13 protein-coding genes are annotated in these 14,510 nt (G+C 70.4%); 8 read left to right on the forward strand and 5 right to left on the reverse strand.

The features are described 5' to 3' along the window. Nucleotides 1-106: 106 nt before the first annotated feature. On the reverse strand, nt 107-1,090 hold the full coding sequence (locus tag AB0A65_RS24430) for a heme o synthase (RefSeq protein WP_359954773.1): 984 nt from the start codon (nt 1,088-1,090) through the stop codon (nt 107-109). A gap of 213 nt (nt 1,091-1,303) precedes the next feature. Here AB0A65_RS24430 and tkt point away from each other — a divergent pair, with 213 nt between their 5' ends. The 6 genes from tkt to pgl are packed head-to-tail and all read left to right on the forward strand — an operon-like array spanning nt 1,304 to nt 9,404. Further along, nucleotides 1,304-3,382 (forward strand): transketolase, encoded by a 2,079-nt coding sequence (gene tkt, locus AB0A65_RS24435; protein WP_359954775.1) that lies wholly within the window; start codon nt 1,304-1,306, stop codon nt 3,380-3,382. Between the two features lie 53 nt (nt 3,383-3,435). Continuing rightward, nucleotides 3,436-4,557 (forward strand): transaldolase, encoded by a 1,122-nt coding sequence (gene tal / locus AB0A65_RS24440; RefSeq protein ID WP_359954777.1) that lies wholly within the window; start codon nt 3,436-3,438, stop codon nt 4,555-4,557. Beyond that, nucleotides 4,554-6,170 (forward strand): glucose-6-phosphate isomerase, encoded by a 1,617-nt coding sequence (locus tag AB0A65_RS24445; RefSeq protein ID WP_359954779.1) that lies wholly within the window; start codon nt 4,554-4,556, stop codon nt 6,168-6,170. Before tal ends, AB0A65_RS24445 begins: the two co-directional genes overlap by 4 nt. Beyond that, nucleotides 6,171-7,703 carry a glucose-6-phosphate dehydrogenase gene (gene zwf / locus AB0A65_RS24450; RefSeq protein ID WP_359954781.1) on the forward strand — a complete coding sequence of 511 codons (1,533 nt, stop codon included), beginning with the start codon at nt 6,171-6,173 and terminating at the stop codon, nt 7,701-7,703. A 16-nt stretch (nt 7,704-7,719) separates the two neighbouring features. Next, on the forward strand, nt 7,720-8,664 hold the full coding sequence (locus AB0A65_RS24455; protein WP_359954782.1) for a glucose-6-phosphate dehydrogenase assembly protein OpcA: 945 nt from the start codon (nt 7,720-7,722) through the stop codon (nt 8,662-8,664). After that, nucleotides 8,661-9,404: a 6-phosphogluconolactonase gene (gene pgl / locus AB0A65_RS24460; RefSeq protein WP_359954784.1), complete on the forward strand. Its 744-nt coding sequence runs from the start codon at nt 8,661-8,663 to the stop codon at nt 9,402-9,404. Before AB0A65_RS24455 ends, pgl begins: the two co-directional genes overlap by 4 nt. A gap of 183 nt (nt 9,405-9,587) precedes the next feature. On the opposite strand, the gene AB0A65_RS24465 is transcribed toward pgl, so the two are convergent. Beyond that, complete coding sequence (locus AB0A65_RS24465; protein WP_359954786.1) at nt 9,588-9,941, reverse strand: RNA polymerase-binding protein RbpA; 354 nt, start codon at nt 9,939-9,941, stop codon at nt 9,588-9,590. Between the two features lie 185 nt (nt 9,942-10,126). Next, nucleotides 10,127-10,720: a TetR/AcrR family transcriptional regulator gene (locus tag AB0A65_RS24470; protein WP_359954788.1), complete on the reverse strand. Its 594-nt coding sequence runs from the start codon at nt 10,718-10,720 to the stop codon at nt 10,127-10,129. Between the two features lie 90 nt (nt 10,721-10,810). Here AB0A65_RS24470 and AB0A65_RS24475 point away from each other — a divergent pair, with 90 nt between their 5' ends. Then, on the forward strand, nt 10,811-12,196 hold the full coding sequence (locus AB0A65_RS24475; RefSeq protein ID WP_359954790.1) for an MFS transporter: 1,386 nt from the start codon (nt 10,811-10,813) through the stop codon (nt 12,194-12,196). A 4-nt stretch (nt 12,197-12,200) separates the two neighbouring features. Then, nucleotides 12,201-13,208, forward strand: a complete 1,008-nt coding sequence (locus AB0A65_RS24480; protein ID WP_359954792.1) for an NADP-dependent oxidoreductase — start codon at nt 12,201-12,203, stop codon at nt 13,206-13,208. Nucleotides 13,209-13,272: 64 nt separating this feature from the next. Here the strand turns inward: AB0A65_RS24480 and secG are convergent, their stop codons facing one another. Both secG and tpiA read right to left on the reverse strand, forming a co-directional pair. Further along, entirely contained in the window at nt 13,273-13,521 is a 249-nt protein-coding gene (gene secG / locus AB0A65_RS24485) for a preprotein translocase subunit SecG (RefSeq protein WP_359954794.1), read from the reverse strand. A gap of 202 nt (nt 13,522-13,723) precedes the next feature. Further along, nucleotides 13,724-14,509 carry a triose-phosphate isomerase gene (gene tpiA, locus AB0A65_RS24490; RefSeq protein WP_359954796.1) on the reverse strand — a complete coding sequence of 262 codons (786 nt, stop codon included), beginning with the start codon at nt 14,507-14,509 and terminating at the stop codon, nt 13,724-13,726. Between the last annotated feature and the right edge of the window lies 1 nt (nt 14,510).

Here is a 14,510-nt window from a genome sequence, read left to right on the forward strand (position 1 = left end):
TTTTGCTCTCCGCCCGGCTGCATAAACACCCACCCCTATACGAGCTCTTTGTGGGGGGGGGGGGCTTATGCCTGGTCCCGCCCCGCCCCACTTGCGTTCGCTTGTCCTACATGAGGAAGGAGTCGATGGCCAGCGCGAGGAACAGCAGCGTCAGGTAGCTGGTGGACCAGTGGAAGAGGCGCATGGGCTTGGGGTCCTCGCCGCGGTTGACGCGGCCGAGGAGTTTGTGGCACTCCCAGACGAAGAGGCCGCCCGCGATGAGGGCGACGGCGCCGTAGAGCCAGGTGGCGCCGAGGGGGACGGCGACGAGGGAGACGAGGAGCATCGCCCAGCCGTAGACGACGGACTCGATGGCGACGCGGCGGGCGGGGGCGACGACGGGGAGCATCGGGATGCCCGCGGCGGCGTAGTCGTCCTTGAACTTCATGGCGAGGACGTAGAAGTGCGGCGGCTGCCAGAGGAAGACGACCGCGAACAGGACCCAGGCCATCCAGGACATGTGCCCGGTGACCGCGGCCCAGCCGATGAGCACCGGGGCCGCGCCGCAGGCGCCGCCCCAGACCGTGTTGTACGGGGTGGTGCGCTTGAGCCAGATCGTGTAGACGACGTCGTAGTAGACGATCGCACCGAACGTGAGCAGGGCCGCGAGCCAGTTGACGAGCAGGCCCATGCCGAGGACCGCGACCGCGCCGATGACGAGCCCGAAGATGAGCGCGTTGCGCGGCTCGATCTGGTGCTTGGCGAGGGGGCGGCGCGAGGTGCGGGCCATGAGCTGGTCGATGTCGCGGTCGATGTAGCAGTTGATCGCGTTCGCGGACCCGGCGGCGAGCGCGCCGCCGATGAGGGTCGCGAGGACGGCGGTCAGCGACGGGAGCGCGTCGAACTCCATCCGGGCCGCGACGAGCATCGCGGGGATGGTGGTGATGAGGAGCAGCTCCACGATGCGGGGCTTCGTCAGCGAGACGTATGCGCCGACGATCGTCTTCCAGCCCGGCCGGGCCGCTTCGGCGGCAGCGGGATCGGGCACTTCGATGCGCTTGCGGGCGGGCCGGGGGGTGTCGGCGACGGCCTGGGTCGGGTCCTGGTTCATCACGGCCCACCATACGGGCGGTGAGGTGGTGACCGGGCCGCGGGTCACCGGCCTCTAGCAGGCGCTTTCCTACACGAGCACTGCTCGTGGGCGGGTTCACAACGAGCGGAATTCCGCCTCCCGAGAGAGTGCGCATAAAGTTCAGCCTGTGTAGGTAGGGTCAGAAGGCACACGTCAAAGGCCCAAATACGACGAGTACCAAGGAGTATCGCAGTGGCACAGTTCGAGTGGACCGAACTCGATCGGAAAGCGGTCGACACCGCTCGGCTCCTCGCCGCCGACGCCGTCCAGAAGGCCGGCAACGGCCACCCCGGCACCGCGATGAGCCTCGCCCCCGTGGCGCACACGCTGTTCCAGAAGGTCATGCGCCACGACCCGAGCGACCCGCACTGGGAGGGCCGCGACCGGTTCGTGCTCTCCTGCGGCCACTCCAGCCTGACGCTGTACGTGCAGTTGTACCTCGCCGGGTACGGCCTGGAACTGGACGACCTGAAGAGCCTGCGCCAGTGGGGATCCCTCACCCCCGGCCACCCCGAGGTGGGCCACACCGCGGGCGTCGAGACCACCACCGGTCCGCTCGGCCAGGGCCTGGCCACCGCGGTCGGCATGGCGATGGCGGCCCGCCGCGAGCGCGGCCTGTTCGACCCCGAGCCCGAGCAGGGCGAGAGCCTGTTCGACCACTTCGTGTACGTCATCGCCTCCGACGGCGACATCGAGGAGGGCGTCACGCACGAGGCCTCCTCGATCGCCGGTGTGCAGGAGCTGGGCAACCTGGTCGTCATCTACGACGACAACGAGATCTCCATCGAGGACGACACCCGCATCGCCCTCGGCGAGGACGTCGCCAAGCGCTACGAGGCGTACGGCTGGCACGTGCAGCACGTCGACTGGCGCGACGGCGACGAGTACAAGGAGGACCCGAAGGCCCTCTTCGAGGCCATCGAGAAGGCCAAGGCCGTCAAGGACAAGCCGTCCTTCATCCGCCTGAAGACCATCATCGGCTGGCCCGCCCCGAAGAAGCAGAACTCCTACGCCGCGCACGGCTCCGCGCTGGGCGCCGAGGAGATCGCCGCGACCAAGGAGATCCTCGGCTTCCCCGCCGACGAGTCCTTCTACGTCGCCGACGAGGTCCTGGCCCACACCCGCGAGGCCGTCGCCCGCGGACGCGAGGACCACTCGGGCTGGCGCACCGACTTCAACAACTGGGCCGCCGCGAACCCCGAGCGCAAGCGCCTCCACGACCGCCTCTGGGCGGGCGAGTTCCCCGAGGGCTTCGAGGACGCGTTCCCCGAGTTCGAGGCGTCCGAGAAGGGCGTCGCCACCCGCTCCGCGTCCGGCAAGGTCCTCTCCGCGCTCGCGCCGGTCCTGCCCGAGCTGTGGGGCGGCTCGGCCGACCTCGCGGGCTCCAACAACACCACCATGGACGGCGAACCGTCGTTCCTGCCGCTGAGCCGCCAGACCAAGGCGTACCCGGGCAACCCGTACGGCCGGACCCTCCACTTCGGCATCCGCGAGTTCGCGATGGGCACGATCCTCAACGGCATCAAGCTCCACGGCCCGACCCGCCCGTACGGCGGCACGTTCCTCGTGTTCTCCGACTACATGCGCGGCGCGGTGCGCCTGGCGGCCCTCATGAAGACCCCGGTCGTGTACGTGTGGACGCACGACTCGATCGGCCTCGGCGAGGACGGCCCGACCCACCAGCCCGTCGAGCACCTCGCGGCCCTGCGCGCGATCCCGGGCCTGGACGTCGTCCGCCCCGGCGACGCGAACGAGACCGCCGTGGTCTGGAAGACCCTGCTCAAGAAGGCCGAGCACCCGACCGCGCTGGCGCTGACCCGCCAGAACATCCCCGTGTGGGACCGCACGAAGTTCGCCTCGGCCGAGGGCGCCGCGAAGGGCGCGTACACGCTGCTCGACACCGACGGCACCCCCGACGTGATCCTGCTCGGCTCCGGCTCCGAGGTCCAGCTCGCGGTCCAGGCCGCCGAGGCCCTCGCGGGCGAGGGCGTCAAGGCCCGCGTGGTCTCCGTCCCGTCCATCGAGTGGTTCGAGGAGCAGGACGAGGACTACAAGGAGTCGGTGCTGCCCAAGGCCGTCAAGGCCCGCGTCTCCGTCGAGGCGGGCATCGCCCTGTCGTGGCGGGGCCTCGTGGGTGACGCGGGAGTCAGCGTCTCCCTGGAACACTTCGGTGCCTCCGCGCCGTTCGAGAAGTTGTACGAGGAGTTCGGGATCACCGCCGCCGCCGTGGCGGACGCGGCCCGCTCCTCCATCAAGAAGGCACAGCAGTAATACAACTGAACTAAGCGGATCAAGTAGAACTAGCTGGAAAGCTGGAGGAACCGATGAGCGTGAACGAGAACCTCGCGGGCCTGTCGGCCGCAGGGGTGTCGGTCTGGCTCGACGACATCTCGCGGGACCGCCTGGAGACGGGCGGCCTGAAGGACCTCATCGCCGGGGCGGCCGTCTCGGGCGTCACGTCGAACCCGTCAATCTTCGCCGCCGCCATCACCAAGGGCAGCGGCTACGACGAGCAGATCGCCGACCTGGCGGTCCGCAAGGTGAGCGTCGAGGAAGCCGCTCGCGCCATCACCACCTACGACATCCGCTGGGCCGCGGACGTCCTGGCCCCGGTCTTCGAGCAGACCGGGCACCAGGACGGCCGCGTCTCGATCGAGGTCGACCCGCGGCTCGCCGGCGACACGAAGGCGACCATCGCGGAGGCCAAGGCCCTGTGGTGGGCCGTGGACCGGCCCAACACCATGATCAAGATCCCGGCCACCGAGGCCGGGCTCCCCGCCATCACCGCCGCGATCAGCGCCGGGATCAGCGTCAACGTGACGCTCATCTTCTCCCTGGCCCGCTACCGCGGCGTCATGGACGCGTACATGGCGGGCCTGGAGGGCGCCAAGGCCGCCGGGCACGACCTGTCGCAGATCCGCTCGGTCGCCTCGTTCTTCGTGTCCCGCGTGGACTCCGAGATCGACAAGCGCCTCGACGCGGTCGGCACCGACGAGGCCAAGGCCCTCAAGGGCAAGGCCGCCGTCGCCAACGCGCGCCTCGCCTACCAGGAGTTCGAGAACGCGTTCGCATCCCCGCGCTGGGAGGCCCTCGCGGCCGCCGGGGCCGTCCCGCAGCGCCCGCTGTGGGCGTCCACCTCGGTGAAGAACCCCGACTACCGCGACGTCATGTACGTCGAGGACCTCATCGCGCCCGGCACGGTCAACACCATGCCCGAGGGCACCATCCACGACTTCGCCGACCACGGCGAGGTCGAGGCCGACACGATCCGCCCCTACTACGCGGACGCGGCCACGGTGATGCTCCAGCTCGAACGCGTCGGCATCGACTACGCCGACGTCGTGAAGGTCCTGGAGGACGAGGGCGTCGAGAAGTTCATCGTCTCCTGGAACCAACTTTTGGAACAGATCGAGTCCAAGCTCAGCGTGAGCGGAGAACAGAAGTGAGCGACCCGATGGGCAAGATGGAAGCCGCAGGGGGCCTGGCGGTCACCACCGGCGTTGACGTGAACGCCGGCATCGACCGGCTCAAGACCGAGGGCGTCCCCGCCCGGCTCGCCGCCAAGGACGCGACCCTGTGGGGCCCCGAGGCCGAAGAGGAGGCGGCGATCCGGCTCGGCTGGATCGACACGTTCGTCAAGTCGAAGGAGCTCGTCGCACCGCTCGCGAAGCTCCGCGCCGACCTCGCCGAGCAGGGCATCGACCACATCGCCCTCGCGGGCATGGGCGGCTCCTCGCTCGCCCCCGAGGTCATCTCCCGCACCCTCGACCTGGGCATCAGCATCCTCGACACCACCGACCCCGGCCAGATCGTGGCCGAGCTCGGCGAGGCGTCCCTGCGGCGCACCGCCGTCGTGGTGTCCTCCAAGTCCGGGTCCACCGTGGAGACCGACTCCCAGCGCCGCGCCTTCGAGGCCGCGTTCAAGGGCGTCGGCATCGAGGACTCGACCGGCCGGTTCGTGTTCGTCACCGACCCCGGGTCCGCGCTGGAGAAGCTCGCGACCGAGCAGGGCTCGCACCTGTTCCTCGCCGACGCGAACGTCGGCGGCCGGTACTCGGCGCTGACCGCGTTCGGGCTCGTCCCGACCGCACTCGCGGGCGCCGACATCGCCGAGCTCATCGAGCAGGCCGAAGCCTTCGCGGCCACGATCGAGAGCGACGGCGACAACCCGGCCCTCGTCCTCGGCGCGGTCATCGCGGCCAAGCAGACCATCACCATCGCCGACGACGGCACGGGTGTCGTGGGCCTGGGCGACTGGGCCGAGCAGCTCATCGCCGAGTCCCTCGGCAAGGACGGCAAGGGCACGCTCCCGGTCGTCCTCGAAGGACCGGCCGCACCCGGCGCCCGCGGCGCCGACCGCGTGTACGCCACCGTCGGCGGCTCCTCGACGGGCCTGCCCGCCGCGGGCTCGCAGCTGGCGATGCCCGACGTGGTCGTCAACGGCCCGCTCGGCGCGCAGTTCCTCGCGTGGGAGCTCGCGACCGCGTACGCCGGCTACCTGATCGGGATCGACCCGTTCAACCAGCCGAACGTGACCGAGTCCAAGGAGAACACCAACCGCATCCTCGCCGACGGCCTCCCCGAGGAGCGCCCGCACGCCGTGGACGGCGCGGTGGAGATCTACGGCTCGCACGCCGAGACCGTCGCGGGCGCGCTCGGTGAACTGCTCACCAACGCCGACCGCGAGGACGCCTACATCGCGGTGCTCGCGTACCTCGACCGGATCGACGACGCCGAGGTCGCGAAGCTCCGCGCGGGCCTCGCCGAGCGCACCGGCGCCCCGGTCACGTGGGGCTGGGGACCGCGGTTCCTGCACTCCACCGGTCAGTTCCACAAGGGCGGGCGCCAGACCGGCGTGTTCCTCCAGCTGACCGGCGAGGTCGGCGAGGACCTGCTCATCCCGGGCCGCGACTACACGTTCGCCGGGCTCCAGGCCGCGCAGGCCGCCGGGGACCGCCAGGCCCTCCAGTCGCGCGAGCGCCCGCTCGTGCGCCTGCACCTGACCGACCGCAAGCGCGGGATCAACCAGCTCGTGCACGCCCTCAGGGAGCTGAGCTAGATGGGTGACGTCCTCGCCAACCCGCTGCGCGACCCGGTCGACCGGCGCCTGCCGCGCATCCCCGAGCCCTGCGCCCTGGTGATCTTCGGCGTCACCGGCGACCTCGCCAAGAAGAAGCTCATCCCGGCGATCTACGACCTCGCCAACCGGGGCCTGCTCCCGGCGTCGTTCGTGATCGTCGGATTCGCCCGCCGCGACTGGGGCGACGAGACCTTCGAGGAGATGTCCCGCGAGGCCGCCAAGTCCCACGCGCGCACCCCGTGGCGCGAAGAGGTCTGGGCGCGCCTGTCCGGCAACTTCAAGTTCGTGCAGGGCGCGTTCGACGACGACGAGGCGTTCGACAAGCTCGACGCCACCGTCGACGAGCTGCGCATCACGCACGGCATCGTCGGCAACGCCGCGATGTACTTCTCGATCCCGCCGCTCGCGTTCCCGACGGTCCTCAAGCAGCTCAAGCGGACCGGCATGTCCGACAACCGCCAGGACCGCGGCGGCTGGCGCCGCGTCGTCGTCGAGAAGCCCTTCGGCGAGGACCGCGAGTCCGCGAAGGAGCTGAACCAGCTCGTCGACGACGTGTTCACCGCGAACGACGTGTTCCGCATCGACCACTACCTCGGCAAGGAGACGGTGCAGAACATCTTCGCGCTGCGCTTCGCGAACGCCATGTTCGAGCCGATCTGGAACTCCAACTACGTCGACCACGTGCAGATCACCATGGCGGAGGACGTCGGCATCGGCTCCCGCGCCGGGTTCTACGACGACAACGGCGCCGCCCGCGACGTCCTCCAGAACCACGTCCTCCAGCTCCTCGCCATCGCGGCCATGGAGCAGCCCAACGGGTTCGAGGCCGAGGAGATCCGCACCGAGAAGCTGAAGGTCCTGCGGGCCATCAAGCTCCACGACGACCTGGAGTCCACCGCCATCCGCGGGCAGTACACCGATGGCTGGGTGCAGGGCCGCCCCGTCAAGGGCTACCTGTCCGAGGAGAACATCCCGCAGTCCTCCACCACGGAGACCTACGCGGCGGTGCAGCTCGGCATCCAGAACCGGCGCTGGAACGGCGTCCCGTTCTACCTGCGCACCGGGAAGCGGCTCCCCAAGCGCGTCACGGAGATCGCGGTGGTCTTCAAGGAGGCCCCGCACATGCCGTTCGCCGACTACGACACCAAGACGCTCGGCAACAACCAGCTCGTGATCCGCGTGCAGCCCGACGAGGGCATCACCGTCAAGTTCGGGTCGAAGGTCCCGGGCACGGGCATGGAGCTGCGCGACATCTCCATGGGCTTCGGCTACGGCGAGACGTTCACCGAGTCCAGCCCCGAGGCGTACGAGCGGCTCATCCTGGACGTGCTCCTGGGCGACAAGACGCTGTTCCCGGACGCGCAGGAAGTCGACGCGTCCTGGGCGGTCATCGACCCGCTGGAGGAGTACTGGGCGTCGACCAAGCCCGAGCCGTACGAGTCCGGCACGTGGGGCCCCGCCGGGGCCGATCTGATGCTCCAGTCGTCCGGCCGCCGCTGGCGCCGGGCCTAGAAGGGGAAGTCCCGACATGCATCTGAAGGACACCACCACCGGCGACATCATGAAGGCCCTGGAGAAGCAGCTCCACGAGACCGGCGGCGGCGCCTCCGGCCTGGCCCTCAACCTGGTCGCCCTGACCACCGAGGACGAGCGCGAGGAGGTCGAGAAGGCCGCCTCGTTCGCCGCGCAGGAGCACCCGTACCGGCTGATCCTCGCGATCCCCCGGGACGTGGACGCCCCCGAGCCGCGCATCGACGCCGAAGTGACCGTAGGAGAGCGGCTCGGCTCAGCCGAGGCGATCATCCTGCGCCTCGACGGCCCGGCCGCCGCGCACCTGACCGCGATCGTGCTGCCCATGCTCGCACCGGACGTGCCGGTCGTGACCTGGTGGCTGCTCGACCCGGTCCGCTACGGCCTGGAGCACGAGCTGCGCTCGTTCGCCGACCGCCGCATCACCTACTCGGCCCGCGCGGCCGACCCGGTGCGGTCGCTGTACCGCCGCGCCGAGTCCTACGTCGCGGGCGACACCGACATCTGCTGGACCCGCATCAGCCTGTGGCGCTCGCTCATCGCCAGCGCCTTCGACGGGGTCACGCAGTCGGTCGAGAAGATCACCATCAAAGCGGACGACGGCGACCCGTCGGCGCAGCTCATGGCCGCGTGGCTGCACACGCGCCTGGGCGTGGCGCCCGACGTGGTCGACACCGAGGTCGAGCGCAACTCCGAGCACCTGCCCGCGATCGCCTCCGTGGCGTTCACGATGGACGGCGGCGAGACGATGGAGGTCGAGCGGAAGTCCGACGGGACCACGGTCCTGCGCCAGGCGGGGCTGCCGAAGCGCCGCCAGACGCTCCAGGGCCGGACCCTCGGGCAGCTGCTCGCCGAGGAGCTGCGGCACATCGACCCCGACACCGCGTACCGGCACGTCCTGGACACGTTCCAGGAGCAGTACGCGGCGGAGCACGCGGCATGAGCCGCTCGGGTGCGGTGATCGTCCACGAGGACGCCGAGGTGCTCGCGGAGGCGGTCGCGTCGCGGCTCATCAACCGGCTCGCCGATGTGCAGGCGCAGCGGGGCGAGGCTTCGATCGTGCTGACCGGCGGCCGCATCGCGGCGCGCGTGTACCAGTACGTGCTGGAGTCGGAGATCCGCTCGGTCGTGGACTGGTCGAAGGTCGACTTCTGGTGGGGCGACGAGCGGTTCCTGCCGTCCGGCGACCCGGAGCGGAACGAGACCCAGGCGCGCGCGGCGTTCCTGGACCGGCTCCTGATCGACCCCGAGCGGGTCCACCCGGTGCCCGCTTCGGACGTGGTGGACACGCCCGAGGAGGCGGCGGCGCTGTACGCGGCCGAGCTGGAGACCGCCGCCGGCGGTTCCGGCCTGCCCGCGTTCGACCTGCTGCTCTTGGGGATCGGCGAGGACGGCCACGTCGCGTCGCTGTTCCCGGGCAACCCGGCGCTCGACGCCGAGGGCTCGGCCGTGGGGGTGCGCAACTCCCCCAAGCCGCCGCCCGAGCGCGTCTCGCTGACGCTGGGGGCCATCAACGCCGCTACGGCGGTGTGGATCATCGCCTCGGGTGCGGGCAAGTCGGAGGCCGTGGACGAGGCCCTGTCGAAGGGCGAGCTCCCGGCGGGCCGCGTGCAGGCCGCGGGCCACACGCGCTGGCTGATCGACAAGGACGCCGCGGCGCACTTGAAGCACCTGGAGTTCTAGCGAACAACGCTGAAGGGCCCGGATCGTGCATCCTATAGGAAATAGGATCTACGATCCGGGCCCTCGGTCTGTTCGGCCGCTTTGCGGGGCGCTGGCGCGCTGGGGTGGTGGGACCCTGTCAGCGGTGCGCGGCCGGTGCTCCGTTCACCCAACCTAGTGACGGGCGGCCGATTGCGGGGTTGTTCAGAAGAGGGAGCGTTGGCCGCGGGCGGCGGCCCTGGCGGCGAGCGCTTCGGCGAGGAGGTCTTCGGCCTCTTCCTCGCTGCGGCGCTCGCGTACGTAGTTCAGATGGGTCTTGTACGGCTTGACGGTTCGCTGTTCCGGGGGATTGTCCTGGTCGGGGCCGGCGGGCCAGCCGCAGCAGGTGCAGTCCCATTCTTGCGGCACTTCCACATACAGTGCGAATTGCAGTACGGTCTCGTGTCCTTTGGCGCACCAGTACTTGATGTTCTGCCGGGGCACCGGTTCGCCGCGCTCCGTGTGAAGGCCGGGTAGGGCGCCGATGCGGGTGCCGCGGATGGCGTGTCCGTTGGACATATGTGTGATCGCTCCTCACAGACAGGGGATCTACTGTGGATGTACGCCGGGCGCGGCCACGGCATCGGAGCGTCAACGGGAGGAAGACCGAGACTCCCCGGGGGCGTGGCCGTGGAGTCACCGGCCGAGCGGCTGGGGCACCGCCCTGAGCAATTCTATGACGTAACGCACACAGTGGCAAGATGTCATGTATGGGGGTTGTGCGACGGCGCTGCCAGGACCGACTGGACCGTCGCGTCGACGATGCGGGCGGCGTCGGCGGTGGCGATGCGTCCCGCGCGGTGCTCTTCGGCGGCGCCGTGGAGCACGTACTGGACGACGTTCACGAGCCACTCGACGGGCAGGTCGGTCCGGAAGGCGCCCTGGTCGCGGCCGCGGCGCACGAGGTCGGCGACGCGGTCGCCCGCGCCGCCGTGGAGTTCGCGGATGCGCCCGGCGGGGAGCACGCCCTGGGCGGACGCGAGCAGGGCCGCCGATTCGGCGACGAGTTCCCAGCTTGAGGCGAGGAGCCTGCTGAGGGCCTCGCGCGCGTCGCCGCCGAGGTCCACTGCGGCGAGGGTCGCCTCGCCCGCTTCGAGCACCGCGACGAGTGCGGCTTCGACGAGGTCGGCGCGGGTCTTGAAGTGGCCGTAGAGGGTCATGCGCCCGACACCGGCGGCCTCGGCGATGGCGTCGATGGTCGCGTCGGGGTCGCGGGAGAGCAGGTCGCGGGCGGCTGCGGTGATGCGGGCGATACTGCGTTCGGCGTCGGCCCTGCGGCGCGGGCGGGTGCTCGTCATGCCCACAGCCTATCTCGTACGGGAATATACGAGATAAGCTCCCGGTTGTAACTCGTACTTCCCCATACGACTTAATGTTTGGAGGCAGTCATGGACACCGAGCAGATCCGCCCCGAGCAGGAGGGCCGCCACCCGGCGCGATGGCGCATCCTCGCGTTCCTCGGCATCGCGCAGCTCATGCTCATCCTCGACGTCACCGTCGTCGCCATCGCCTTGCCGCACATCGACACCGACCTGGGCATGAGCCGCCAGGCCCTCACCTGGACCGTCAGCGCCTACACGCTCGCGTTCGGCGGCCTCATGCTCCTCGGCGGCAGGCTCGCCGACCTCGTCGGCGCCAAGCGCGTCGTCATCGCCGGGCTCGCGGTCTTCACCGCCGCATCGCTGCTCTCCGGCCTCGCGGACTCTTCGGCGATGCTCCTGGGCGGCCGTGTGGCCCAGGGGATCGGCGCCGCGCTCCTGTCCCCCGCGGCGCTCTCGCTGGTGGTGCGGCTCTTCGAGGGCGACGAGCGGAACAAGGCCCTCGGCGTGTGGTCGGCGCTCGGCGGCGGCGGTGCGGCCCTCGGCCTGCTCCTCGGCGGCGTCCTCACCGCCGGTCCCGGCTGGCCCTGGGTCTTCTTCGTCAACGTGCCGATCGGCCTGGTCATCCTGGTCGCCTTGGCCGCCATGGTCCCCGCGCAGACCGCGGCTCCGACCGGCGCACGCCTCGACGTCCTCGGCGCGCTCCTGGTCACCGCGTCCTCCGGCGCGCTGATCTACGCGCTCATCAACGCCGGGGACGCCGGGTGGCTCTCCCCCGCCACCGGGTGGCTGGTCCTGGCGGCCGTCGCCGGATACCTGCTGTTCGGGCTGTGGCAGCGCAAGTCCGCTGCGCCGCTGATGGACCTGGCGCTGCTGTTCCGGCGGCCCGTCGCCACCGGGACGTTCCTGATCCTCATGGCGACGGTCCTCATGATCGCTGTGTTCTTCCTGGGCACCTTCTACTTCCAGCACGCCCTGGGCTACGGCGCCCTGCGCACCGGCCTCCAGTTCCTCCCCGTGGCCCTCGCGACCATGCTGGGCGCCAACCTGACCGGACGCACGATCGCGAAGCTCGGCTCCCGCACGCTCGCAGTGGCGGGCCTGCTCGTCGCGGCCGCCGGCCTGGCCGTGCCCGCCCTGTGGCTCGACCCGGTCGCGGCCACGATCGGCGTGGCCGTCGCGGGCGCGGGCACCGGGGCCCTGTACGTGGTCGCCTCGGCGACCGCCCTCGGCCAGGTCGCCCCGCACGAGGCCGGAATCGCCTCGGGCCTGGTGAGCACCTTCCACGAGTTCGGCGCCTCCTTCGGCGTCGCGATCGTCTCCAGCGCCGCGGCCGCCGCCATCGCGGGCGACTCGCTCCGCGGGTTCACCAACGGCTTCATCGTGATCGCAGTAGCCGCAGCCGTCGGCGCCGTGATCGCAGTGTTCCTCACGCCCCGCCGCGAGAGAGGCTAGGACCATGCAGACCGCAAGACAATGGCAGCTGGCCCGCCGCCCCGACGGGGCCGCGACCGCCGAGGACTTCGCCCTCGTCGAAGCCCCCGTCCCCGCACCCGGACCCGGGCAGGTCGTCGTGCGCAACACCCGCCTGTCGGTGGACCCGTACATGCGCGGGCGCATGGACGACAAGCCCTCCTACATCCCGCCGTTCGCACTGAACAGCCCCTTGGACGGCGCCGCGGTCGGCGTCGTGACCGAATCCCGCGCGGAGGGACTGGAGCCGGGCCAGGTCGTGGAGCACTTCGCGGGCCTCCGCGAGGTGTCGGTGCTCAACGCCGCGGCCGTCTCACCGATCGCGCTCGACGGGTACGCACCTGAAGCGTTCCTGGGCGTCCTCGGACCGACCGGGTTCACCGCCTGGCTGGGCACCACCGAGATCGCGCCGGTCCGCGAGGGCGACACGGTGCTCGTCACCGGCGCGGCCGGGGCCGTGGGCGGCCTCGCCGGGCAGATCGCGCGGCTCCGCGGAGCCGCGCGCGTCATCGGCAGTGCGTCCGGGGAGAAGGTCACGCACTTGGTGGACGAGCTCGGCTACGACGCCGCGTTCGACTACCGCACCGCAGATCCCGGTGAGGAGCTGTCGCGGCTCGCACCCGACGGCCTCGACACGGTCTTCGACAACGTCGGCGGCCCGCAGCTGGAGGCCGCGCTCGGACGGCTGCGACTCGGGGCCCGGATCGCCTTGTGCGGCATGGCGAGCCAGTACGACGGCCGCGAGCCGTACGGGATCACGAACCTGTTCGAGCTGACCAAGAAGCGCGCCACCGCGCGCGGGTTCATCGTCAGCGACCACTACGACCTGCTCTCGCGGTTCCGCGAGGAGGTCGGCGGCTGGCTGCACGACGGGCGGCTGACGCACCGCGAATCGGTCTTCGAGGGCATCGAGAGCGTCCCGGAGGCGTTCCTCGGGCTGCTGCGCAGCGGCGCCCCGACCTCGGGCAAGGTCGTCGTGCGACTGGAGAGCTGAGCGAGACGCGCAGGAGGCCCCGACCGCGTGCGGTCGGGGCCTCCTGTCGAAGTCTGTGGGTCTGCTAGACCATCGTCCGCAGCAGCAGCCCGAAGGCGATGATCGAGGCGAACCAGATGATTCCCACGCCGATCGTGATCCGGGTCAGGTTCTTCTCCGCAACGGAGGAGCCCGCCGCCACCGAGGACATACCGCCGCCGAACATGCTAGACAGGCCGCCGCCCTTACCCTTGTGCAGCAGCACCATAAGGATCAGGATCGCGCTGGAAAGCAGCAGGATGACCAGCAGGGCCCAACTCAGAACCGACATCATCAGTGATCGGGTGTCCTCTCAGCAAATCTGGCCCGGTCTGGGGCTTGGGCCACGACGAGTTTAGCGGTTGGTCTTATCGATAAGACCAGCGGCCTTGCTTGCTAGCAAGCAACCGGAAAGCAAGGAGCCGCCGTACGTCGTTGTACGGCGGCCCTGTCAACCTCCCGCGGTGCTCAGCTCGAACACTGCGGGAAAACCTTGCTTACGCTCCCGCGTGCTCCGGGAAGCGCACGATCTTGGCGAACTCCTCGGCGTCCAGCGAAGCGCCGCCCACGAGGGCGCCGTCGATGTCGGCCTTGCCCATGATCTGGGCGACGTTGGAGGACTTCACCGAACCGCCGTAGAGGATCCGGACCCGCTCGGCCACGGCGCCGAACTTCTCGGCCAGGGCCGAGCGCAGGGCTCCGATGACCTCCTGGGCGTCCTCGGGCGTGGCCGTGCGGCCCGTCCCGATGGCCCAGACCGGCTCGTACGCGACGACGACCTTGGCGAGCTCTTCCTCGGTGAGCCCGTCGACGGCGGCGATGAGCTGGCTGACCGTGTGCGGGACGTGGTCCCCCGCCTCGCGGACGTCCAGGGCCTCGCCGACGCAGAGGATCGGGCTGATGCCGTTGTTGAGCGCCTGGCGGACCTTCGCGGCGACGAGCTCGTCGCCCTCCTCGTGGTACTGGCGGCGCTCGGAGTGGCCGACGGCCACGTACGAGCAGCCCAGCTTCGCGAGCATCGAGCCGGCGATCTCGCCGGTGTACGCACCGGACGGGTGCGCCGAAAGGTCCTGCGCGCCGAAGCCGATGGTCAGCTTGTCGCCGTCAACCAGCGTCTGCACGCTGCGGATGTCGACGAACGGCGGGAGGACGACGGTCTCGACCGCTTCGAGCTGCTCGCGGGTGAGGCTGAAGGCCAGCTTCTGCACCAGTGCGATCGCTTCGAGGTGGTTGAGGTTCATCTTCCAGTTGCCGGCGATGAGCGGCTTGCGGGTCTCAGTCATG

It is taken from the genome of Glycomyces sp. NPDC047010, from assembly GCF_040644205.1.
Classification (GTDB): Bacteria; Actinomycetota; Actinomycetes; order Mycobacteriales; family Micromonosporaceae; genus Glycomyces.